At 46.2% G+C, this 20,901-nt stretch carries 24 protein-coding genes and 1 pseudogene; 14 read left to right on the top strand and 11 right to left on the bottom strand.

What is annotated here, in order from left to right:
* Window positions 1-218 precede the first annotated feature (218 nt).
* Together H6F52_RS25990 and aroB are read right to left on the bottom strand one after the other, a co-directional pair.
* Window positions 219-350 (bottom strand): hypothetical protein, encoded by a 132-nt coding sequence (locus H6F52_RS25990; protein ID WP_277881902.1) that lies wholly within the window; start codon window positions 348-350, stop codon window positions 219-221.
* A 70-nt stretch (window positions 351-420) separates the two neighbouring features.
* Entirely contained in the window at window positions 421-1,524 is a 1,104-nt protein-coding gene (aroB, locus tag H6F52_RS05465) for a 3-dehydroquinate synthase (protein ID WP_190428537.1), read from the bottom strand.
* A gap of 96 nt (window positions 1,525-1,620) precedes the next feature.
* On the opposite strand from aroB, the gene H6F52_RS05460 reads away from it, so the two are divergent.
* Complete coding sequence (locus tag H6F52_RS05460; RefSeq protein ID WP_190411348.1) at window positions 1,621-1,716, top strand: cytochrome b6-f complex subunit PetL; 96 nt, start codon at window positions 1,621-1,623, stop codon at window positions 1,714-1,716.
* A gap of 129 nt (window positions 1,717-1,845) precedes the next feature.
* Here H6F52_RS05460 and H6F52_RS05455 read toward each other — a convergent pair whose 3' ends face one another.
* The 4 genes from H6F52_RS05455 to H6F52_RS05440 form a co-directional block, all read right to left on the bottom strand.
* On the bottom strand, window positions 1,846-2,364 hold the full coding sequence (locus H6F52_RS05455) for a hypothetical protein (RefSeq protein ID WP_190428538.1): 519 nt from the start codon (window positions 2,362-2,364) through the stop codon (window positions 1,846-1,848).
* Between the two features lie 239 nt (window positions 2,365-2,603).
* Window positions 2,604-2,990 carry a hypothetical protein gene (locus H6F52_RS05450; protein ID WP_190428543.1) on the bottom strand — a complete coding sequence of 129 codons (387 nt, stop codon included), beginning with the start codon at window positions 2,988-2,990 and terminating at the stop codon, window positions 2,604-2,606.
* Between the two features lie 378 nt (window positions 2,991-3,368).
* A complete protein-coding gene (locus tag H6F52_RS05445) occupies window positions 3,369-3,815 on the bottom strand; it encodes a tellurite resistance TerB family protein (protein ID WP_190532606.1) in 447 nt (148 codons plus the stop codon).
* Between the two features lie 177 nt (window positions 3,816-3,992).
* On the bottom strand, window positions 3,993-4,157 hold the full coding sequence (locus H6F52_RS05440) for a hypothetical protein (protein ID WP_190433212.1): 165 nt from the start codon (window positions 4,155-4,157) through the stop codon (window positions 3,993-3,995).
* 1,029 nt (window positions 4,158-5,186) lie between these two features.
* Between H6F52_RS05440 and H6F52_RS05435 the strand changes: the two genes are divergently transcribed.
* From H6F52_RS05435 to H6F52_RS05420, 4 genes are all read left to right on the top strand, one after another.
* Window positions 5,187-5,411: a hypothetical protein gene (locus tag H6F52_RS05435; protein ID WP_242028962.1), complete on the top strand. Its 225-nt coding sequence runs from the start codon at window positions 5,187-5,189 to the stop codon at window positions 5,409-5,411.
* Between the two features lie 310 nt (window positions 5,412-5,721).
* Complete coding sequence (locus H6F52_RS05430; protein ID WP_190532604.1) at window positions 5,722-7,380, top strand: protein kinase; 1,659 nt, start codon at window positions 5,722-5,724, stop codon at window positions 7,378-7,380.
* 94 nt (window positions 7,381-7,474) lie between these two features.
* A complete protein-coding gene (locus H6F52_RS05425; RefSeq protein ID WP_190532600.1) occupies window positions 7,475-8,161 on the top strand; it encodes a hypothetical protein in 687 nt (228 codons plus the stop codon).
* Between the two features lie 137 nt (window positions 8,162-8,298).
* Window positions 8,299-9,018, top strand: coding sequence for a Uma2 family endonuclease (locus H6F52_RS05420; RefSeq protein WP_190532597.1), 720 nt, complete (start codon window positions 8,299-8,301; stop codon window positions 9,016-9,018).
* 91 nt (window positions 9,019-9,109) lie between these two features.
* On the opposite strand, the gene H6F52_RS05415 is transcribed toward H6F52_RS05420, so the two are convergent.
* On the bottom strand, window positions 9,110-9,253 hold the full coding sequence (locus H6F52_RS05415) for a hypothetical protein (RefSeq protein ID WP_190409986.1): 144 nt from the start codon (window positions 9,251-9,253) through the stop codon (window positions 9,110-9,112).
* 331 nt (window positions 9,254-9,584) lie between these two features.
* On the opposite strand from H6F52_RS05415, the gene H6F52_RS05410 reads away from it, so the two are divergent.
* The 3 genes from H6F52_RS05410 to H6F52_RS05400 all read left to right on the top strand — a co-directional run bounded on the left by H6F52_RS05410 (window position 9,585) and on the right by H6F52_RS05400 (window position 11,392).
* Entirely contained in the window at window positions 9,585-10,763 is a 1,179-nt protein-coding gene (locus tag H6F52_RS05410; protein ID WP_190532594.1) for an amidohydrolase, read from the top strand.
* A 101-nt stretch (window positions 10,764-10,864) separates the two neighbouring features.
* Window positions 10,865-11,119, top strand: coding sequence for a hypothetical protein (locus H6F52_RS05405; protein ID WP_190440574.1), 255 nt, complete (start codon window positions 10,865-10,867; stop codon window positions 11,117-11,119).
* Window positions 11,120-11,167: 48 nt separating this feature from the next.
* Window positions 11,168-11,392 carry a hypothetical protein gene (locus H6F52_RS05400; RefSeq protein WP_190532591.1) on the top strand — a complete coding sequence of 75 codons (225 nt, stop codon included), beginning with the start codon at window positions 11,168-11,170 and terminating at the stop codon, window positions 11,390-11,392.
* Here the strand turns inward: H6F52_RS05400 and mgtE are convergent.
* Both mgtE and crcB read right to left on the bottom strand, forming a co-directional pair.
* On the bottom strand, window positions 11,361-12,752 hold the full coding sequence (gene mgtE / locus H6F52_RS05395; RefSeq protein WP_190527216.1) for a magnesium transporter: 1,392 nt from the start codon (window positions 12,750-12,752) through the stop codon (window positions 11,361-11,363). The genes H6F52_RS05400 and mgtE overlap by 32 nt on opposite strands.
* A gap of 220 nt (window positions 12,753-12,972) precedes the next feature.
* Window positions 12,973-13,371 (bottom strand): fluoride efflux transporter CrcB, encoded by a 399-nt coding sequence (crcB, locus tag H6F52_RS05390; RefSeq protein ID WP_190532588.1) that lies wholly within the window; start codon window positions 13,369-13,371, stop codon window positions 12,973-12,975.
* 249 nt (window positions 13,372-13,620) lie between these two features.
* Here crcB and H6F52_RS26345 point away from each other — a divergent pair.
* The 3 genes and pseudogenes from H6F52_RS26345 to H6F52_RS05380 form a co-directional block, all read left to right on the top strand.
* A pseudogene (locus tag H6F52_RS26345) lies at window positions 13,621-13,813 on the top strand (hypothetical protein); the annotation flags it as partial.
* 120 nt (window positions 13,814-13,933) lie between these two features.
* Complete coding sequence (locus tag H6F52_RS05385; RefSeq protein WP_190409991.1) at window positions 13,934-14,335, top strand: hypothetical protein; 402 nt, start codon at window positions 13,934-13,936, stop codon at window positions 14,333-14,335.
* Between the two features lie 221 nt (window positions 14,336-14,556).
* Window positions 14,557-15,675 (top strand): WG repeat-containing protein, encoded by a 1,119-nt coding sequence (locus H6F52_RS05380; protein WP_190532584.1) that lies wholly within the window; start codon window positions 14,557-14,559, stop codon window positions 15,673-15,675.
* Window positions 15,676-15,805: 130 nt separating this feature from the next.
* Here the strand turns inward: H6F52_RS05380 and hisB are convergent, their stop codons facing one another.
* Window positions 15,806-16,450, bottom strand: a complete 645-nt coding sequence (hisB, locus tag H6F52_RS05375; protein ID WP_190532581.1) for an imidazoleglycerol-phosphate dehydratase HisB — start codon at window positions 16,448-16,450, stop codon at window positions 15,806-15,808.
* Window positions 16,451-16,603: 153 nt separating this feature from the next.
* Complete coding sequence (gene fabI, locus H6F52_RS05370) at window positions 16,604-17,380, bottom strand: enoyl-ACP reductase FabI (protein ID WP_190532578.1); 777 nt, start codon at window positions 17,378-17,380, stop codon at window positions 16,604-16,606.
* Between the two features lie 379 nt (window positions 17,381-17,759).
* Here fabI and ntcA point away from each other — a divergent pair, with 379 nt between their 5' ends.
* The 3 genes from ntcA to H6F52_RS05355 all read left to right on the top strand — a co-directional run bounded on the left by ntcA (window position 17,760) and on the right by H6F52_RS05355 (window position 20,759).
* Window positions 17,760-18,431 (top strand): global nitrogen regulator NtcA, encoded by a 672-nt coding sequence (gene ntcA, locus H6F52_RS05365; RefSeq protein ID WP_190409995.1) that lies wholly within the window; start codon window positions 17,760-17,762, stop codon window positions 18,429-18,431.
* 247 nt (window positions 18,432-18,678) lie between these two features.
* A complete protein-coding gene (locus H6F52_RS05360) occupies window positions 18,679-20,280 on the top strand; it encodes a DUF3084 domain-containing protein (protein ID WP_190532575.1) in 1,602 nt (533 codons plus the stop codon).
* A 74-nt stretch (window positions 20,281-20,354) separates the two neighbouring features.
* Window positions 20,355-20,759, top strand: a complete 405-nt coding sequence (locus tag H6F52_RS05355; RefSeq protein ID WP_190532573.1) for a pre-16S rRNA-processing nuclease YqgF — start codon at window positions 20,355-20,357, stop codon at window positions 20,757-20,759.
* Window positions 20,760-20,901 lie beyond the last annotated feature (142 nt).

Genomic DNA, 20,901 nt, shown 5'->3' with positions numbered 1-20,901 from the left:
TTCCTGTATAGACTCAATCAGAAGTGATGTCTTAGGAATTTATACTTACCCTACGAATATAGCTCTAGTTGTTTAAATGTTGCAATATGTTAATTTAAAAATTTTTATGTTAAGCATCTAGGCAAAAAAAAGACGGCTGCGATCGCCATCTTCGAGTAAATATTTGATAAGAACGCCATAACTAATGCGCTCAAGAGCGCCCAAAGACCCTTGCTCAGTTAATGCAACACCAATACAGGCTTCCCGAATAGAGTGACGCGATGACCGCGAGAAACCAATTCGTAGCCTAAAGTCGTCATCGGGTTGAGATGACCGGAGGCGGTAGGACAGATGATGCCAAAGTGAGTCATCGGAAAGCCCCTATAAACAGAGACGTTTGACGAAAACAGTTGGCTCAGTGTAGCTTTTTGCGCTTACAGATTACTGGTGAGTAACCATTTGTTGCAGCACCTGTCGTATTACATCGGACGGCACTTGGTCGGTTACAGTTACTGCCCCAATCTGGGTGGGAAGGACAAACCGCACCTTTCCATCTTTCACTTTCTTATCGGTTTGCAGCGTCTCAATAATTGCTTCGATGTCTAGCCCTGCTGGTAGCTGGGTGGGTAATCCGGCTTTTTGAATTAGGGCATCTTGACGTTGGGCGTCTGCCTTGTCCCACATCTGAAGGTTAACCGCAATCTGACCCGCCGCGACCATCCCAATCCCTACTGCTTCCCCGTGGTTCACGACACGGTAGCCGGTTAAGCTTTCTACAGCATGACCGATAGTGTGACCGTAGTTGAGAATGGCGCGGAGTCCAGCTTCTTTTTCATCTTTGCTGACGACATCGGCTTTGGCTTGGCAGGATCGTGCCAGGATTTCTTGTAATAAACCAGCGTCTAGAGAGGGGAGTGAGTCAAGATATGGCGATCGCTCCATCTGCTCAAATAAATCAGCATCCCAGATGATGCCATACTTAATCACCTCTGCCATCCCGGCGCGAAACTCTTGCACCGGCAAGGTTTTCAGCACCTCTGGATCAATTAAAACCAGCCGCGGCTGATGGAAGGCACCAATTAAATTTTTTCCTTGGGGATGATTAACGCCGGTTTTGCCGCCAATGGCAGCATCAACCATTGACAAGAGTGTTGTCGGAACTTGTACGAAGTTAATCCCCCGCAGCCAGGTAGCCGCAGCAAAGCCAGTCATATCACCAATTACGCCACCGCCTACTGCAACAAGCGTTGAAGAGCGTTCTAGGCGATTTTCCAAGGTGGCGTCGTAGATTTTTTGGACAGAGTCAAGGGTTTTGTAGCGTTCGCCTGCGGGAAGGGTTAGTTCGGTAACGTCAAAACCAGCTTCTTTAAGGGATGCGATCGCTTCTTGACCATAGTGCCGAAAAATTTCTGGGTTAGAAACAACCAACACTTTCTTCCCCAAGTTCAAACTGGTCATCTTAGCGCCTAGTTGCCCTAGACCAGAAGATGCGATCGCAATTTCGTAAGCCTGCTGCGGTAAATTAACCCGAATCACCGATTCCATAAACCAAACCCCATCAACCAACAAGCGCCCGTGGGCTGTATTCTACTCCACTTGATGTTTCAATGGTGGATATTGCGTTCTATCGGAAAAATGGAAATCTCTGGAGCGATCGCTTACTTCTTACTTTTGGGTGGTGCTTTTGCTGTTGCTGTGGGGCTGTATTTCGGTCTCCGCGCCATCAAGCTGATCTAATCACTAGCCTGCTGGCGAAGGATGAACGATGAAGGAATTGTTCGTTCTGTACTTCTTTCCTACTTCATCCTTGCTAAAGGCAGGTTACAGAAGGATACAAGAAGACGAATCAACGAATCCTTTCATCTCTCATCCTTCTGTTAGACTTAACACCTTTACGGTAGATTGCTTTGGGGTACTCTCACAGGGCTTGCTAGTCACTCGACGCGCCATTTGGATTGTTTTTGGCAAAACTCCCACCAATTGAGCCAGAATCTCATCCGGCATTTGGGCAGTCGCTTCAAGACCAAAGTATTTTTCAAATACAACTAAAATGACACGGGCACGCTGCAACGGCACGCAATACTCCATTGCTTTTTGAGTAAAGCGAATCCATTGTTGCCGAATTTCATAAGCTTTTTGTCGCTCGGCGCGAGACTCAGGGCAAACCACTGACGGGTTGCCAATGGGAATCACCCGGCTACAATTAATATCAAACAGACTGCCAATCCCTGCACCAGGACCCGCCAATTCTGCATGGTGGCGATGACAGATAATTAAGGCGCTGCTGCGACAACCATTGACCCGGAGGAGCTGTCCGCTGTGCAACTGGCTTAAGATTTCTGTGGGTTGATTAATCGGTTTGGTGATGAGGGCTTTGTCGGGCATCGTAAGTCACAGAATCCTCTAAATTGAGTATCTTGCATTTACTTATACCCCTCGGTGATCGAATCTGTTTAGGGGGTGTGATACCCATTTGACTCATTAGTGATTCTTATCACTATAAATCCTGTGACTCACTAGAGATGAAGATGTTTACCCATCCAGGATTGGACTTGTAGCACAATGCTTGAGGACGTTTCCCTAGGCTAGCGTTGTGCTTTCCAGCCAATCGTCTGACGGCATCTTCAACTTTTCAAAGGAGTTAGAGTCGCCAGAGGTAATATCGCTGTTTTCGCTTTGTCGTTGAGTAGCAGTTTGCCAGCTGCATCGACACTAAAATCTTTTCCTGGCATAAATCCTTTGCAAATCAAACGTTTGCCGACAGCTACTGAAGTAATGGTGCGAATTTCTTGCATTACATCGGCAGGAATGAGATTCTCTATCGTCCACAACACTGAATCGCTGTCAAACCAGATTAAACGTTCGATACTCACCAGCATCATGCCACCGATCTCTTCGAGGGTCATCTGACTTCTCAAATTCGCTATCAGGTCTTTCCCAATCTGGCTATTGCGGGTCATCATCGCCCTAGCCATCTTGGCAATTTCTTGTTCTAACTCTAAGTAGTTCATTCCTGACATTTAGGTTTCCTTCCTAACTGTGTTTGCGGTTCTGCCAAGTATACCTAAAGAAAGAGTAAAATATACCCCTAGGAGGATGAAGAAATAAATTATTTTAGAAAGTATAAGCAGAACCTTGTCAGTAGCGCCAGACAGTAGAATGACTGCGCGATCGCTGTTATGGCGATCGCAAGAGTATATAGATGCTCTACGAAGACAGCTTGATAAAAATTGGATAAAAAGTAGAAATTTGAGACATTTCTGAGCGATGTGAGTGCTGAGCGCATACCGGGAATCGTAACCAGAAAAAAAAACCCCTTAACAGGGGTCATTTAGTCTCTACTGAAGAATATTTATCGAGATTTAATCCGAAAGGGTGAGGGGATAGGTTTAACCTCGGTTTTTAATTAACATCACTTGCACAATCTGCACCGCCGTTTCCGTGGAAATCTCTAAAGCTTGATGCAAATCATTTAAAAAATTCTGTTCTTCTTCGGTAACGATGCCATCGGCTAAGACGAGATCGGTTGCCACTGCAAAAGCCGTTTCCTGTAAATCGTGAGGAAGAGATTCACGAGCCGCTTTAACCAACCCGCTAGGGCCTTGTCGTTTAAGAATACCGAGAAGTTTATCAAACATCCGTCTCATCACATCGTCTGGATAACTTCTGAAGAGTTTCATTCGAGACAGTGTAGAAGAAATGCCTCGTGCTTCTTCGTCGGAGAGGTATCCGTCAGAGGCACAAGCAGCTAAGGTAATAGCAGCAAATGCTTCCGTTGGACTAAGCGTTTCTTGAACTTTGTTCTGAGTACTGAATACTTTGTCAAACAAGGCCATCGCAGTCTACTCCTTAGGGGCATAGTAGGTAGGTATTTACTTGTCCTACACGATTGATGCTGATGATTCCAGAAGCCTGTCAACTTCAATTCGCAGCTTGGTTGAGTATGACGCGAGTCCTAGATGAGTATTTTTAACAGTCAAACTATTTGAGCGAGAACTTTTAGCGATCGCTGTTCAACGAGAACCGAGTTGCCGTGAGGGGGCGTTGTCGCTAGCTTTTTCAATCTTGTCGATTGCGATTAAACCCAGGTAAGAAGCCGCAAGGAGGAAGATAACTGAAGCTAAATAGGCGTTTTCAAGCATCCGTAGCGCGGTTTCAAAAGTAATGTAGGTCGTCATGGTTTAGCCTTCTCAGCTCTGGGCTGTTGTTGTTCTTCCCTTATTACTCCACACACTGGCTACTCATTTCCTCAGAAGAATCACTAGATTTAGCCTAAGAGCCACTAATGTCCCGGTAATTACACGGGTTTGACTCAACAGGCTGGTAAGTCTTATGAAACTATAAATACTAATCTCAACAGCAATAATACTGAGGCAATCGACGAATTGAGTCATTTAGCAAAGCTTCAGGTTTTTAGTTCTTGATTTTTTATACTTAAATGTTTTTTATAATGAGGTGCGCGTTAGCGTACAGCCCCTTGGGCATGAAAACAGCGAAGCGAGGCGTTAGCCTAGCGCTGACTTGTCAGTTCGCCCACTTCAACGATTCCTGCGTTTTTGGGTTTGCTCTTGATACCGAGATTTGGTTCAAGTCCCCTCTAAACTTGCAAGAAAAAACTTTTCCTAAGAAAGCGATCGCGTCCAAGTTTCTCATAAACTTTAGTTTTTCTCAGCTTCCCGATCGTCTTAATTTTTTAAGAAAATCAACATCTTCCCTTAATTGGGAAAATGTTGAGGCTTTTATCTTTGGGAATTAATTGCTTCTTGTATACTAGTTCGCCGTTTCTAGTTACAGCAATTGCTAGTTAAATAATGTTTTTAAAATTTATTTATAAGCAGTTGATTTAGGAATTCATTCTTAGCCATAAATATTGGATCTCTTTTACCTTTAATATTATTATTTAATTTTGCTGTTTGTGCTTGCTATAGGCTTGAACAAAGGATTAATGGAGAGAATCAGATAAATGATCCTTTCAATTTATTAGACTGTCGGCAACTTGTAAAATTGGCAAGCTTTGGTTCCACATTACAGCTTATCAAAAAAAATTTAGTTTGTTTTAAAAAAACAAACAAATTACAGAGTAATGTATTCAAAAGCACTTAATGACTTAATATGTGGGTATTTCTTTGGAACAGCTATTCCTTCCCTTTGATAGAAGCAAAGGTTTAAACCAGTAATTAGATTAGTAAAAGAATCACCGCAAAAGGATGGAAATCATGTTTGCCATAGGGGATGATGTTCTTAGCCAGAAAACTGGGCATTTTGGCAAAGTGGTTGGTTACGGACATGAAATGGTTAATGGGGTTTATTTACCAACCATCAAAGTGCTTATAGCTGAAAGTTTAAAGTCTGGGAAAAAGGCTTTTGTAGAGGAGGACTTGCATTCAGCATGGATTCAACAGCAGACCGCTACTACTCTCTCTGCCAAATAAGTTTTTGGTAATACATTAAAGAAGCACGACAAGTGAAAACAAAGCCGGAGAAGCAACTCTCCGGCTTTGTTTGTATCTAAACACTTTAAATTATTAGATTGCACCCGATACCACCCAATGGATATCGTTTTAAGAATCACCATGCCCTTATCAAGCGCTTAGTCGGTTCTAGAACAAAGATAAAGTTCCTCAAGGGCTGGTAGTATCGTATTTACTTATCGCTGGTGAAGATTATCCTGGCGGGTTTTCCGGTTAGTCTGAGGCGTCGAGTAGAATCGAGGGAGCTTGTGTTTTCATCTAATTCTAGTCTGTGACCAGTGCTGCCCACTGTATTAATCCCGATTGTTCGCGTCCCTATCCCCAGCCTTGGGGAAACAAATTTTGCAACTGTTGTGGGGCACCGCTACATCTGAACAATCGCTATATTCCTCTCCAGACTCTAGGATCTGGGGGATTCGCTGCTATTTATACAGTCTGGGATTTGCAGTTGGCAAAAGACCGGGTGCTGAAGGTATTACTGGAATCTTCATCAAAGGCGCAGGAACTGTTTGAGCAAGAAGCATCTGTTTTAGCAAGTCTGCATCATCCGGGTGTCCCTAGCGTCGAGCCAGATAGCTATTTTGTAGTGAATTTGGGTCATCCCTCTTACCGGCGTCTGCCTTGTCTGGTAATGGAAAAAATCAACGGTCAGACATTGCAGGATATCCTGGAGCGCCACTATCCCCAAGGGTGTCCCGAGCCGCAGGTGGCGAATTGGCTGAAGCAAGCGCTCGATATTTTACAAGAGTTGCATCGGCGGCAGATTATTCACCGAGATATTAAACCCTCCAACTTGATGCTGCGCCAGGAAACCGGGCAACTGGTGGCAATTGATTTTGGCGGGGCAAAACAGATAGGCACTGTCCAAGTGGGACAAGAGGCAAGTTCAACGCGTTTGATTTCTCCCGGATACAGTCCGCCGGAGCAGATTTTTGGAGGTGCGGTGGGACCGGCGGCAGATTTCTATGCGCTGGGTCAAACGATGATTCACTTGCTCACGGGTCGATATCCCCCAGAGTTGGAAGACCCGGCGACAGGAGAGTTACGTTGGCGTCATTGCGCCCCGGTGAGTCCCGCCTTCGCCGATTTGCTGGATGATATGGTGCAGCCTGATGTGCGCCAGCGACCGGGGACGGCTGTGGAAATTCAGCAGCGTCTGGCTGGGGATTCTTCCATGAAGACGAAAACCAGTCAGGTTCCGCAGTCTTTCTCGGATGCGATCGCGACCATCGCTAGCAGAAGCCTAAAGCTTTTGTGGGTGGCGATCGCCTCTATTGTGACGCTAGCGGGTCAAACGGCTCTTTTCGTGGTTCGAGCGATCGCTAAAGTTGTGACAGCTTGCCTGGATACGCTTTGGGAGATGCTTGTTGGCGGAATTGCGGGGGGGGTGTTTGCTGTTACTGGTTTTTCTTTGGCTTATGTGTTCCCTTTAGGGACTCATTTCGCTGCTTTGCTGGCGCAGCTACCACCTGTTTTCCCCTATATTCCACCCCCAGTCGGACAAGCCATTCTGCTATTTGCATTCGCTGGATGGGGAACGGCTTGGGGTCTTACTGAAGCTGGTGGCTTTGGTCAACGCAAGCGCCGTTTAGTGGCTGGACTCATGGGTGTCTTTGGCTATGGGTTAGGGTGGCTGGTTTGCCATCTGATGCCTGCTGGAACGGTGCTGCAAATGGTCACGTTGATTGCAGTTGCTGTTGGCCCGTTAACGCTCGGTCTTGGTTTGCCCAGCCATCAACTGGTTCACGCCATTGTCGCCGCAGCTGGCACAGCCGGAATCTTTGGGGGTTTAGGGTTCTTTACTCTTAGTTCGTTCGATCTCCTTCCTAGCCTTGGTTTTTTCAGTCTCCTGGGTGTCACGATTGCCTTCTGGCTGGGCGTGAGTTACTACTTGGTTGTGCCTTTTCTGCGTTGGTTAGGTTGGCGTTAATGACGTGTCGCCTGAGCCGCGATCGCTTAATCCCCGGAATTTGCGATCGCGCCTTGGAAGCTCTACTTGAGCAGACAGATTTAATTAGCAGCTCATGATAAAAAAAATTTTCTTATTGGCAATGGTTCTGATGTTGGGTGCTTGTAACTCTACAACAAATTCCAACCAGTCCACATCAACAACATCGACAACTTCCCCAACTCCCTCAACAGTGGCTGAGTTACCCAATTTGCAGTGTCAAGGCGAAGTCCCGCAACCTGTGAAAGCAACCCTTGGCGAACACCGCCTCGCTAAGGAATCCGATTTTGTACCGTCGATTCGCAACTTTAAGTCTAGTGAAACTCCGAACCAGAAGTTTACTTGCAGCATCTTCTCGGCTGATTTTAATCAAGATGGCTTGAAAGACTATGCAATGTTATTAGTAGCTGAAGAAACGGCTGATTTCCGATTTCAAATCGCCCTGAATCAAGGCAATGAAAAGTTTAAGCGATCGCTCGTGAAAGATTACAGGCGCACCACGAAGCCAGAAGAAGGGGTAATTTACACTTCAATGGACTTCAAACCCGCAGGAGAAAAAGGTTTAGCTAACCGCAAGTATAGTCCTTTGAAAGCGGAATCGCCAGAAGAAAAAACCTATGTTAATACACCAGCGATTGAATTGTGGAAAGTTAGTAAGACCGATGAACCACCCAAACAACTAGATGTAGATTCTCTTGCTTACTGTTCTGAGGCTTTATACTTCTTAGATGGTAAACAAAAAACTTTTGCAGTCTGCGATTAAGTTTTTATTTAAGGGACAAGTCTACTTGCATTAAATAAATTTAGAGAAATTCCATTTTTTAGAAAATGGGCTTCTCTAATTTTTTTGTTTGTATCTACTTATTTATCATAGAGTCAGTAGTCTTAGGGAAATTAGTCATGTTAGAGTACAAGCCACCAAAGTATTTTCCCTCTTCCGAGGAGCTACCCGACTCTGACGAAACGCCTGTGGATAATGAACTGCAAGATTTAATCCCTGGTTTGCTAAAAGCAATATTGGCGATGGCTTGGGCAGATCGGATGGATTGGTTTTTTGGCGTAGATATGGGGATTTACTACGATCCTGATAAACCAGCCATTGTACCCGATGGATTTCTTAGCTTAGGAGTCGAGCGGTTTTTTGACGAGGAGCTGCGCTTAAGTTATGCGATTTGGGAAGAAGAGCGCGTCCCAACGATGGTGTTGGAGGTTGTCTCCCAAACTTATCGGAAAGAATATAGCCAAAAAAAGCTAGATTATGCGAATTTAGGGGTTTTGTACTACGTAATTTATTCGTCACGCCGTCGCAGAAAGCCGCATTTGGAGGTGCATCGGTTGGTTGATGGCGAATATGTGTTGCAGCCAGGAAACCCGGTTTGGCTCCCAGAAATGGGATTGGCGATTGGTACAGAACGGGGAATTTATCAAGGAATAACGCGGGAGTGGTTGTACTGGTACGACGAGCAAGGGCAAAGATTGCTGACACCGGAAGAACGCGCTCAGCTTGCCGAACAAAACGCCCAACTTGCCGAACAACGCGCCCAACTTGCCGAACAACGCGCCCAAACTTTAGCAAAACAACTTCGTGCTATGGGGTTAGATCCAGACTCGCTAGGGTAACATTTTGTTACACCTAGACTGGGTTTTGCAAGCTACCGATACGTCTAGACCTTAGTAACGGGTTAATGCGATCGCTCAAGCAGATACATGACTACAAACTTTGCATAATTAGCTGAAGGCGATCGCTACTTGTCAGCAGTTGGTAGTTTTTTACTTCTTGATAAAGTAATCCTTCTGGCAATGCTAACTTTAACTTATTTCTATAACCTCTGGAAATCGCCTCAAAATCGGTCATTATCACCTGAAATTATTATGAATTAAGTACCGAAACCTGTAGATGCAACTATGTCGGTGGAAAGATATTTATATTTTGGAATGATTATTAATAGTAGGTTTTGAAATCAATCGATCCCAGTAGCGATCGCATCACGTCCAGCCAGCTCTATATAGCCTTCGCCCTGTTTTTGTCAAGGTTAGATGACTGCTTTTGCGGATATTCTGCAATGGCTTTCTATTTACCGATTATTCAGTAATCGCTCACAGTCTTTATAATTGAATCCTTAAAGGGCAGTTGAGGTTTTTACAACTCTTATCATTAAATAAACGCTCACTCAATTAATAAATCTGTGCTGACTCGTATTAAAGACATTGCTGAAAAACTAGCGCCTCGCCTGATTGAAATCCGACGACATATCCACGCTCACCCAGAACTAAGCGGTCAAGAATACCAAACTGCTGCCTATGTTGCTGGCGTTTTGTCTTCCTGTGGACTTCACGTCCAAGAAGCAGTGGGTAAAACTGGCGTAATTGGAGAATTAAAAGGACAAGGCATCGACGATCGACTACTGGCAATTCGTACTGATATGGATGCTTTGCCAATCGTAGAACGCACCACTTTAGAGTATGCCTCGCGTCTTCCGGGAATTATGCACGCCTGCGGTCACGATGTCCACACCACAGTCGGTTTAGGGACGGCGATGATACTATCTCAGCTCGGAGATGCCTTGCCAGGAGATGTGCGCTTTCTGTTCCAGCCAGCCGAAGAAATTGCCCAAGGAGCTGGGTGGATGGTTGCAGATGGGGTGATGCAGAATGTCAGCGCGATTATGAGCGTTCACGTTTTCCCTTCTATTTCGGCGGGATCGGTGGGAATTCGTTACGGTGCGTTGACAGCAGCCGCAGACGATCTGGAGATTATTATTAAAGGCGAATCTGGGCATGGGGCGCGTCCTCATGAGGCAGTTGATGCAATTTGGATTGCAGCGCAAGCGATCGCTTCTCTTCAGCAAGCGATTAGCCGCACACAGAACCCGTTGCGCCCGGTCGTGCTAACGATTGGTAAAATCGAGGGTGGACGCGCCCCGAATGTGATTGCCGACCATGTGCGATTATTAGGAACCGTGCGATCGCTGCATCCAGAAACTCATGCCAGTTTACCCCAGTGGATCGAGCAGATTGTCTGCAATATCTGTAAAACTTACGGTGCTACCTGCGAAGTCAACTATCGCCGGGGAGTCCCTTCTGTGCAAAATGACTCAGCGCTGACTCAGTTGGTGGAAACAGCTGCCAAAGAAGCGTGGGGAAGCGATCGCGTCCAAATTTTACTGGAACCCTCTCTCGGTGCGGAAGACTTTTCGATGTATCTGGAACACTCTCCTGGTACGATGTTTCGACTAGGTGTGGGATACCCGGACAGAAAAAACTACCCGCTGCACCATCCCCAATTTGAGGTGGATGAATCTGCCATTATTACCGGCGTCGTTACCCTCGCCTATGCTGTCTGTAAATATTGGCAGCATCGCTAAAAGCATTTGAATTCCCTCGATTTTCTAACTCCAGAAGGATAAGTCTCTGGAGTAAATCTCAGTATGCTGCAAATAATACAACTTAAAATTCAAAACTACTTATGGCCTCACCAATACCTCTGAAAGGTTTAGAGCTGGTTGATTGTGCTAAAGCAAATGCAAAACAGGGAGTTGAAACTGCGGCTCATTTGTCAGGCTATGGTGAGGATTTAGGCACCTTTAAGCGAGAACTCAAGAAAGCTTGTGAAGATATGGGCGTCACTTTCCATGAGTTGAGTGATTTGATTACCGATCAAGACTCCTTAATGAGTATGGAAGGGGAAATTGTTGCTCCTGATACAGCAACAGAATTGTAGACGCGAAATCTCATTCTCAACGTTTAATTTTACGTAGATCAAATTCGTTTGAGTCGCTATCATTTGAAAGCTCATCCCCAAACCCTCTTTGTCAGCGGCGAGGGAAAAGCGAAGCCGCAGGAATTATGGTTCTATACCCTTTCAGGACGCTACGCCGACAAGAATGCGCTGGTTGCTCAAGCGGATTTGATATCACCTTCTCATAACTTCCTGATTCAACTGAATACCCAGTTACTCGCTTCTACAACTTCAAAATTAGCCGCGCCAAATTAAAGTAAATCAGTACGCCCAATACATCAACTGCCGTTGTAATAAACGGTGCTGACATCAAAGCCGGATCTAACCCGACGGCGCGGAAGATGAACGGAAGACCGGAACCCGCAACTGATGCCAAAATCGAGATAGCCACCAAACTAATCCCTACAGCCAGCGAGACTGACCAATCTCCATTCAGGAGCCAAAAAGCCCATAAGGTGGCTACGGTGCCTAACATCACTCCCAGGAGCGCCCCAGCGATCGCTTCTCGCATTACCACCTGTGCTGGCCCCATTTCTCGAAGTTCTTCGGTATTTAAGCCCCGAATCACGACTGTCGAGGATTGAGAACCGACATTCCCGCCAGTGCCAGTTAACAAGGGAATAAACGCCGCCAGCGATACCACTTGCCGAAGAATTTCCTCTTCCGCTTTGATAATCGTGCCGGTGACAGTATTAGTTAGTAGCAAAACGAACAGCCAGACGACTCGCTTGCGAGCCACCGTGAGTAAATCTGTCTGGAAATAATTGTCGCCCCCCGACTGGAGACCGCCCTGTTTGTAAATATCTTCTGTCGTTTCTTGTTCAATGATGTCAATCACGTCATCAACGGTGACAATGCCCACCAAACGCTTCTCCCGGTCTACCACCGGGACAGCGAGAAAGTCATAGCGCCCGATCAGCCGCGCCACTTCTTCCTGGTCATCGCTGGTATAAACGCATACCACATCACGAGTCATAATGTCCCCAATCTTCTGCTCGGGATTGGCGATTACCAAATCGCGTAAGGATAAAATGCCCGACAAGTGACGAGCAGCATCCGTAATATAAAGGTAATAAATAATCTCAGTAGCATGGGCTAAACTGCGAATTCGCTCCAGCGTTTCCGCCACCGTCATGTTTTCTTTCAAAGAGATATACTCTGGTGTCATCAATCGTCCAGCAGTACCAGCCTCGTAACCCAACAACTGAGCTGTCGCTTGGCGTTCGGTGGGGGTGAGCTGTTCGAGCAGACGACGGACAACGGTAGCGGGCAGTTCGTCAAAAAGTCGTGCCCGGTCATCAGGGGACATTTTATCAACAATGTCCAGAACTTCCTGCCGCCGGAATTCCTCAATCAGCGCCTGCTGCACGCTAGAGTCGAGATATTCATAAACTTCAATCGCCTCGTCCTTGGAGAGCAAGCGAAAGGCGATCGCTTGCATCGCCTCTGGCAACCCTTCAATGGCTTCTGCAATGTCCGCCGGTTGCACCGGGACGAGGATTGCTTTTGCCCCCTGAAGGTCTTCCGCCTCAAGCAGCATTTGCAGCTGCATTCGGACGAGCTGCCGGAGTTCGCTGCGCGAGACTGTCTGGAAAGGAGTATTGGTGTCAGTCAAGGTAGACCCTCTTAATCCAGTGTTAAGTTTGTTGCTGCTTTTAGTCTAAAGGGCATTGGTACGGTTGTTTTCGTGGGATTTAAGAGTAAATGCAGCACCAATGAGAGCCAACCGCCCTACTTAATCAATTGTTGATATTTTTCCTGCACCAGTCTAGTCTCCAAGGATCGAGATTGAAGGCTCTGGGAATGGTGTGTGCTAAGCAGTCATAGGGTTTTTGCTACCGCCCGCTCCGAGCCAGAAGCGTGCCTAGCTGAACGCTAATAATTCCAAATATGGCGCTACCTGCCCAGTAAATACCGGCGGCGGCATAACTGCGATCGCGCAGTAGAGTAAATGTTTCTAACCCATAAGTGGAGAAAGTTGTGTAAGCTCCTAAAAAGCCGGTCGTTACCATCAATCGCACATCTAGAGGAATATTCGCCACCCGTTCTAAGGCAAAAGTGACAAAAAAACCCATCCCAAAGCAACCTGTAAGGTTGATAAAAAAGGTGCCGTAGGGAAAGCTGGTACCAAAGCGTTGGGCAAACCAGAGGGTGAGATAGTAGCGACTCAATGCTCCAGCGATCGCTCCTAAACTGATGGCAATGGGATGACGAATCGCGGGGTCTTGCAGCATTTAACTTGAAAATTAGACTCTCGGACTGGGGAATGAAGGGTCTTCAATCCAGCGATTTCTCATAGGAGGTTAGGTTGGTTAACCCGTACCTTTGCTATCGTTTTTTCCCATAACCCTCTGAAATTATACCGATAGGCTGAAGGAAATATACTACAGAAATGCTATTTCTGATATAGCCCTTTATTTAAGCAGATGCCTTCAACGAGAGCAAGCGGAGTGAATCAGTTTAAAACCGTTGCCTGATTAGGTCTGTTTAGTGCGCCAATCATTACCGTCAGCTACTGGTTCATTGGTGGTTGGACGGGTGCCTTGGTAGGGATTGCTTTAGTAGCTGTGACGAACTTACGAACTCTACCATATCTACAATCGCGACACGTTAACTCAAGCCGTTGCTGTCACAATTGGTCGTGCGATCGCGTTTCTTGCCCCAATAGTTAGCTACCGCTGATGATTTATTGGTCTGTACTAGCATTTCTTCAATTTTCCGGTTTGTGAAATTAGTAGCCGAACCTTACTAAAAGCTAATCTTTTTCACTCAAAACTCTACTCATGAGATGTAGCCATGAATACAGAAGTCCCTAATAATACAGAAACCGCCATAACAGTTAGCCCGGAGACAAAGGCTATCGTTGATGAAAATATGGCAGGCGAATCCGAAGATTTGAAGCGTGAAACGATGGCGCTGATTGACGCCATTAAAAAACGGGCGCAGGTAGAAACAAAATCTGCTACCGAATATACTCGCGATGCCTATCTTAATGCAGTGAAACAAGCACGGGAGAAGATTGAACAGGATAAGTTGTTCGATCCAGAGCGAATTTCATACTCGATTAAACTCATTCAAATGGATGCAGAGAAGAACTGGGAGTCCATCGTGAAGGAAGTGTCAACTTTAGGCGATCGCCTTGCCGAAGCTGCTAAAGCGGCTTGGGATGTCCTGACAGCTCCTCGCACCCCTTCTTGATGTTGAAACAGTAATCACGCGCAACCACGCGCTGATATAAAACAGGGGCACTCAGCTAGCTGGGTGCCTTTCTAATTTTTTAATTCTAAATTCGGATAGCCTAATCTAGTCAGGCATTACCAGCAAGCTTTAGAATTTCACTGACAATAACAGGGTTTACTTCAGATGATTAACAAATATTGATTACTTAAATGTTGGCTGCGATTGGATAGGGTACTTTTATGAAAATTGCAACTCACAACAGATTGCTTGTCGCGGTTGCCAGCCTTCTGTTTGGATTAGCGATCGCTCTAATTTCTGGATGTGAAGCCATCTCAAATTTTCGGACTTCTCAAGTTAATTTTGATGCAACTGAGGGACAAGCCCGTAATTCGCAAATAGTCATCCCGCTTAAATTTAGCTGGGCTGATTCATTTTCAGAAGAGCTAGCAGCAGTCAAAATAGACGGCCAATGGGGCTATCTTGATAATAAAGGCAACTTCGCAATCAAACCTCAATTTGATAATGCCGAATCTTTTTTCCAAGGGTTAGCGGCTACCAAACTAAAGAACAAGTGGGGCTATATCAACAAGAGTGGCAACTTAGTCATTAAACCAAAATATGATTTGGCTAAGAATTTTTCTCAAGGGCTGGCAGCGGTAAAGATAGATGGAAAGTGGGGATATATTGATAAGAAAGGGAACTTGGTAATTAACCCAAAATTTGATTTTGCTGAATCTTTTTCTATAAGCGATCGCACTGCGTTAGCGCTGGCGGCGGTAGAAATCGGTAAAAAGTGGGGCTATATCGGCCAGAAAGGCAACTTCGTCATTCAGCCCCAGTTTGATGTTGCTGAATCTTTTTCTATAAGCGATCGCAGTGAATCAGCCCTAGGACTCGCGCCAGTCAAAAAAGACAACAAATGGGGCTATATCGATAATCGGGGAGACGTTATTGTTCCGTTGGAATTTGAGGAAGCTAAGTTTTTTTCGGAAGGACTAGCAGTGATATCCAGTAATAATAAGTGGGGCTATATTGACAGAATGGGATATCTTGTTATTCCACTCCAATTTGATTGGGCTGGGGACTTTTCTCAAGGGCTGGCGGGCATAACGATAGACACTAAGGTAGGCTATATTGACAAGGCAAGCAATGTTGTCATTCCCCCACAATTTGATAATATTTATAACTTTTCAGAAGACCTAGCAGCGGTAAAGAACGGCGACAAATGGGGCTATATCAATAAGAGTGGCAAATTCGTAATTAAACCCCAATTTGATAGCGCTCAATCTTTTTCGCAAGGGCTAGCAAAAGTTAAGATTGGCAATAAATATGGCTATATCCGCAAACCTCTTCCATAAGTTCTCATTTCTGAAGACATAGAAGAATTGAGAGTCAGTGGTCGCGGAAACTTCAGCAGAATGAAGCGAGAGCCTGGTGAGGATTTCCCCGGCTCTCGTTGCCTTTATCGGAGTGTATTTGCAAGGAAACCTATAACACGCCTTTAGAACTGGGGATCGTACCGCCACGACGGGGATCAACTTCGATTGCCATGCGGAGCGATCGCGCAAACGCTTTGAACGTCGCTTCAATAATGTGGTGCGAATTAATTCCATCTAGTTGGCGAATGTGCAGCGTCATCTGGCTGTGATTGACCAACGCCACAAAAAATTCCCGCACCAGCTGGGTGTCATAAGTCCCGACTCGCTGAGTGGGAATCTCTAAGCCATAACTCAGATGAGGACGTCCGGAAAAATCTAACGCTACCTGAACCAACGCTTCATCGAGAGGGGCGAGGAAATTCCCAAATCGGACAATTCCTTTGCGATCGCCCAGTGCTTGATGCAACGCCATTCCTAGGGTAATTCCCACATCTTCATTGGTATGGTGGTCATCAATTTCCAAGTCTCCCGTCGCGGCTACATCCAAATCAATCAGGCTGTGAGAGGCGATTTGATGCAGCATATGGTCTAAAAACGGAATGCCGGTTTTGGCATTGCAAGTGCCATTCCCGTCTAATTTGACGGTGACGATGACATCCGTTTCGCCCGTCTTGCGGGGAACCCTTGCCATGCGAGGAGACAAAAGCTGTTCAATGCTTGGAGAAGGTGTAAATTGGCGATCGCGTGCCTGCATCGCAGATGCTCACTCAAGAAAATAAAGTTAAGTTTATTATCCTACGTTACTGAGCATCTGGGAGACGCGAAAGCCTTAAAAATGCAAAATTAAAAATTAAAAATTAGCAGAATCTTTGCTTTTTAATTTTTAATTTTTAATGTTTGATTCTTTTTACATCCCCATAATCTCGTATCCCGCATCGACATACAGCACCTGACCTGTAATGCCGCTTGCCAAATCGCTACACAAGAAAGCAGCCGCATTTCCCACTTCTTTCTGAGTTACAGTGCGTCGAAGCGGTGCCACTTCCTCAACGTGATGGATCATATCCAGGATGCCACCTACCGCCGACGATGCCAAAGTGCGGATGGGACCTGCCGAAATTGCATTCACGCGAATATTCTGTGGACCTAATTCAGATGCCAGGTAACGGACACTCATTTCCAGTCCAGACTTGGCAATTCCCATCACGTTGTAGTTGGGGATCACCTTAACGCCGCCTAGATAAGTCAGCGTGACAATGCTGCCACCTTCTGTCATCAGTGGTTTTGCTGACCCTGCAAGTTGCACCAGCGAATAGGTACTAATTTCTAGAGCTTGGGTGAAGCCAGCACGGGTAGTGGTACTAAAATCACCTGATAAATCTTCCTTGTTCGCAAAGGCAAGACAATGGATCAGGATGTCTAGCTTACCCCACTTATCGCGGATGGCGTCAAATGTAGACTGAATTTGGGTCTCATTCTGGACATCGCAGGGTAAAAACAAGCTGGGGTTGAGGGGTTCTACCAACTCTGCCACTTTTTTTTCAAAGCGACCCCGGTCGTCTGGCAGGTAAGTCACTCCTAGATTCGCACCCGCTTGGTGCAGTTGCTGAGCAATCCCCCAGGCGATCGATCGGTTGTTGGCAATGCCGGTGACAAGGGCGTTTTTTCCGGTTAAATCTAGCATAAATGTCGATTTTGAAGGCAATATTAGAGGATATCCGATTTAGGGGAGTATTCAAGATCGCGATCGCCCGGAGCGAGGCTGTCTAGTACGGGTAAGGAGCGTGCCTCCTTACTCACCATGCATCCCACCCGATAGCGCAGATACTGTCAAGATATCAACATTTTCCGTCATAATCTTACTTGCCTTGAGCAGGGAGAGAACTAAAGAAGGTAGCCGGGGAAACTACTTTAAAATTTTGTATCAAATAGCACAAAAACCGCTTGGAAGTCAGTTTATCTGTGTCTAATGTCAGAAAACTCTCATAGTTGTTTTGCTATGGTTAAAGTTCCTCCGACAGAAAGTTGCAGAAGTCTGTAGGGCAGCATTTAGGAAAAAGGAAGTGGCAGTGACGCAAGATAGACCGCTAGCAGCTGTGTTCCGTCAACTGGGAGGTGGGGCGTTTCCACCCGTGGTGGAAACTTTTGAGCGGGGCAAGACGATCTTTTTCCCAGGAGACCCGGCTGAACGGGTATACTTTTTGCTCAAAGGTGCAGTAAAGCTGTCTCGCGTGTATGAAGCTGGGGAAGAAATTACCGTGGCGCTGCTGCGAGAAAACAGCGTTTTTGGAGTACTGTCCTTAATTACAGGGCATCGTTCGGATCGGTTTTATCACGCTGTAGCATTTACGCCAGTGGAGCTGCTTTCGGCACCGATCGATCAGGTAGAGCAATCGCTCAAGGATAATCCGGAGCTATCGATGTTGATGCTGCGAGGGCTTTCTTCGCGCATTTTGCAAACAGAAATGATGATTGAGACATTAGCTCACCGAGATATGGGATCGCGCTTGGTGAGTTTTCTGTTGATTCTGTGCCGTGATTTTGGCGTTCCTACCGCCAATGGAATTACGATCGATCTGAAGCTTTCACACCAAGCGATCGCAGAAGCAATCGGCTCCACCAGGGTAACTGTCACCCGCTTACTGGGAGATTTGCGGGAGGAAAAAATGATTTCTATCCACAAGAAAAAAATTACGGTACACAACCCAGTTACACTGAGTCAGCAGTTTACTTGAAAACAGCTAGAGGCTCTCGTCAGGTTGTAGGTTAGGTTGTTGGTTAAAACGGCATGGTAGCGCGAGCAGGTTATCCAGTTTTAACATTTAGTCGGGAGTTGAGTTAAAAGGTGTCAGGTTTTAAGCGGATAGTTTTCAACCTTCCAACCTTTAACCTTTCCGATTTCACCTTCGATCTTTAATTCCTGTTAACCCTTTCTCTAGCCTGCGATGCGATAGGCTGTAACTGGAATGACTGTAGCAGACAATGACCGACAGTGCGCTCTTCCTGATTTTGTCTATTTTAGTGTTGGGAAGCGTCATCGCAACGGTAGGCGATCGCATTGGCACGCGCGTGGGAAAAGCACGCCTGTCGTTGTTCAATCTGCGTCCCCGCAAAACAGCTGTTTTAGTAACGATTCTGACAGGGCTAACGATTTCTGCCTCAACACTAACAATCATCTTCGCGACCAGCGAACAATTGCGGATTGGAGTTTTTAGACTCCAAGAAGTGCAGAAAAAACTCAAGACAGCAAGTAAGGATATTGCTAAAGCGAACGAGCAGAAACGGAAAACCGAAAGCGAACTTGCTAAAACCGCCGCCCAAAAAGAGCAAGTAGAGAAGGAACTCGCTCAAGCTCGCACCCAGCAATCTGTCGCTCAGCAGCGCTTAGATGCGATTAATCGATCTTTGGCAGCTGCGCTGGCTAAACAAGGCCAGACGGAGGCGCAACTAAATCAGACTCAAAGCGAACTGACCCGGGTTGCCAGCAGCTTTCAGCAAACCCAAAAACAGCTTACATCTGTCTCAGGGCAAGCCAAGACGCTACGTTCGGAAATCCAACAACTTCAAGCAGAACGCCAAGAATTGCTCCAGCAGCGAAATCAAGTCAGAGCTGAAATTACTGAATTCAAAGCGAAAGTGACTCAGCGCGACCAAAAAATTGCCCAGCAAGACCGAGCAATTAGCCAACGCGATGAGCAAATTGTCAAGCGGGATCAAGCCCTTGTCGAACTTGATGAGAAACTTGCTGCCTTTCGGAAGAGCCTGAGCGATCGCGATGAGCAAATTGCCCAGCGAGACAAAGCCTTATCTCTACTTGACAACAAAATTTCTCAACGAGATGAGGTGATTGCCCAGCGAGAAAATCGCCTTAAAGAACTCGAAAAACAACAAGCTTCCCTAGAGCAGGAAGTGGCAACCTTAGAACAGTATTACCAGTCTTATCAAACATTGCGTCAGGGTAGTCTGGCACTGCTGCGCGGTCAGGTTCTGGCGGCTGGCGTTTTTCGTATTGTCGAGCCAGCCGCAGCCCGACAGGTCATTGAGCAGCTGTTACGGGAAGCGAATCGGACAGCGATTAAAGCGACCCAACCCGGTCTCAACAAGGTGGCGAACGAACGGGTCGTGCAAATTACAGAGGCACAGGTAGAGCAACTGATCAACCAGATTCAGGATGGTCGAAACTATGTAGTCCGAGTTTTTTCGGCTGGTAACTATGTCCAGGGAGAAAAGCAGGTACAAGTCTTTGCAGACGCCGCACCCAATCAAGTTGTATTCCGCACTGGTGAAGTCGTAGCAACGACATCTGCCGATCCTTCAAACATGACCGACCAACAAATTCGGCAGCGGATTGACCTGCTGCTTGGAGCATCCCAGTTCCGAGCTACTCGCGCGGGGATTTTGGGCGATACAGTTCAGGTTGGCGACAATCGAATTGTTAGCTTGATTCGGTTTATCGAGCAGTTGAAAAAGCACAATAAGCCGATTTCTCTGAAAGCGGTCGTGGCTGAGGACGCCTATATTGCCGGACCGATGAAATTAAATTTGGAGGCGGTTGAAGACGGAGAAGTTGTGGTGAGGATGTAATTTATTAGTCATTAGTGATGAGATGATGACTAATGGCAATTAACCATTTGTAAATTAGCGATTAGCCAATTCAGATGATTTTAGGGTTCGATCCAGGGCGCGATAAGTGTGGTTTAGCCGTAGTGGGGAAAGACAATTCTCTGCATTACCACCAGGTTGTACCGGCAGAAGCAGCGATCGCAACGATCCTTGACTTATGTGAAGAGTACCCGATTGATACTCTGGTGATGGGCGATCAAACCACTTCCAAAAGTTGGAAAAAGAAACTTCAGCAATTCCCAACGTCGGTGCCGATTGTCCTGGTAGATGAGCGCTACAGTACATTGGAAGCACGCGATCGCTATTGGCAAATGTACCCTCCCCAAGGTTTAGGACGCCTGATTCCCCAAGGGATGCGGAGTCTACCCCGACCAATCGATGACATTGTTGCCATCCTCCTCATCGAAAGATACATGAAGCAACGAGAGACGAGGAACTAGGAAAGTCTGTCATTCTTAACTTTCTTAATTTAACCTGAGTTCGGGATAAGGAGGGGACAAGCGAGTAAGCTAAAAGTCATCACACAACAGCTTTACAGGCTCGTCCCATGCTTAGTCTAGAAGAACTTTTTTGCTCTGTCGA

Source organism: Coleofasciculus sp. FACHB-542, from assembly GCF_014695825.1.
GTDB lineage: Bacteria > Cyanobacteriota > Cyanobacteriia > Cyanobacteriales > FACHB-T130 > FACHB-T130.
Note: the sequence above shows the minus strand (reverse complement) of the source record. Positions and strands in the feature narration are given on the sequence as shown.

Coding starts and splice junctions, on each gene's coding strand:
- H6F52_RS25990 (WP_277881902.1), bottom strand. CDS start 350: ATGACTCACTTTGGCATCATCTGTCCTACCGCCTCCGGTCATCTCAAC.
- aroB (WP_190428537.1), bottom strand. CDS start 1,524: ATGGAATCGGTGATTCGGGTTAATTTACCGCAGCAGGCTTACGAAATT.
- H6F52_RS05455 (WP_190428538.1), bottom strand. CDS start 2,364: ATGCCCGACAAAGCCCTCATCACCAAACCGATTAATCAACCCACAGAA.
- H6F52_RS05450 (WP_190428543.1), bottom strand. CDS start 2,990: ATGAACTACTTAGAGTTAGAACAAGAAATTGCCAAGATGGCTAGGGCG.
- H6F52_RS05445 (WP_190532606.1), bottom strand. CDS start 3,815: ATGGCCTTGTTTGACAAAGTATTCAGTACTCAGAACAAAGTTCAAGAA.
- H6F52_RS05440 (WP_190433212.1), bottom strand. CDS start 4,157: ATGACGACCTACATTACTTTTGAAACCGCGCTACGGATGCTTGAAAAC.
- H6F52_RS05435 (WP_242028962.1), top strand. CDS start 5,187: ATGGAAATCATGTTTGCCATAGGGGATGATGTTCTTAGCCAGAAAACT.
- H6F52_RS05425 (WP_190532600.1), top strand. CDS start 7,475: ATGATAAAAAAAATTTTCTTATTGGCAATGGTTCTGATGTTGGGTGCT.
- H6F52_RS05420 (WP_190532597.1), top strand. CDS start 8,299: ATGTTAGAGTACAAGCCACCAAAGTATTTTCCCTCTTCCGAGGAGCTA.
- H6F52_RS05415 (WP_190409986.1), bottom strand. CDS start 9,253: ATGACCGATTTTGAGGCGATTTCCAGAGGTTATAGAAATAAGTTAAAG.
- H6F52_RS05405 (WP_190440574.1), top strand. CDS start 10,865: ATGGCCTCACCAATACCTCTGAAAGGTTTAGAGCTGGTTGATTGTGCT.
- crcB (WP_190532588.1), bottom strand. CDS start 13,371: ATGCTGCAAGACCCCGCGATTCGTCATCCCATTGCCATCAGTTTAGGA.
- H6F52_RS05385 (WP_190409991.1), top strand. CDS start 13,934: ATGAATACAGAAGTCCCTAATAATACAGAAACCGCCATAACAGTTAGC.
- H6F52_RS05380 (WP_190532584.1), top strand. CDS start 14,557: ATGAAAATTGCAACTCACAACAGATTGCTTGTCGCGGTTGCCAGCCTT.
- hisB (WP_190532581.1), bottom strand. CDS start 16,450: ATGCAGGCACGCGATCGCCAATTTACACCTTCTCCAAGCATTGAACAG.
- fabI (WP_190532578.1), bottom strand. CDS start 17,380: ATGCTAGATTTAACCGGAAAAAACGCCCTTGTCACCGGCATTGCCAAC.
- H6F52_RS05360 (WP_190532575.1), top strand. CDS start 18,679: ATGACCGACAGTGCGCTCTTCCTGATTTTGTCTATTTTAGTGTTGGGA.
- H6F52_RS05355 (WP_190532573.1), top strand. CDS start 20,355: ATGATTTTAGGGTTCGATCCAGGGCGCGATAAGTGTGGTTTAGCCGTA.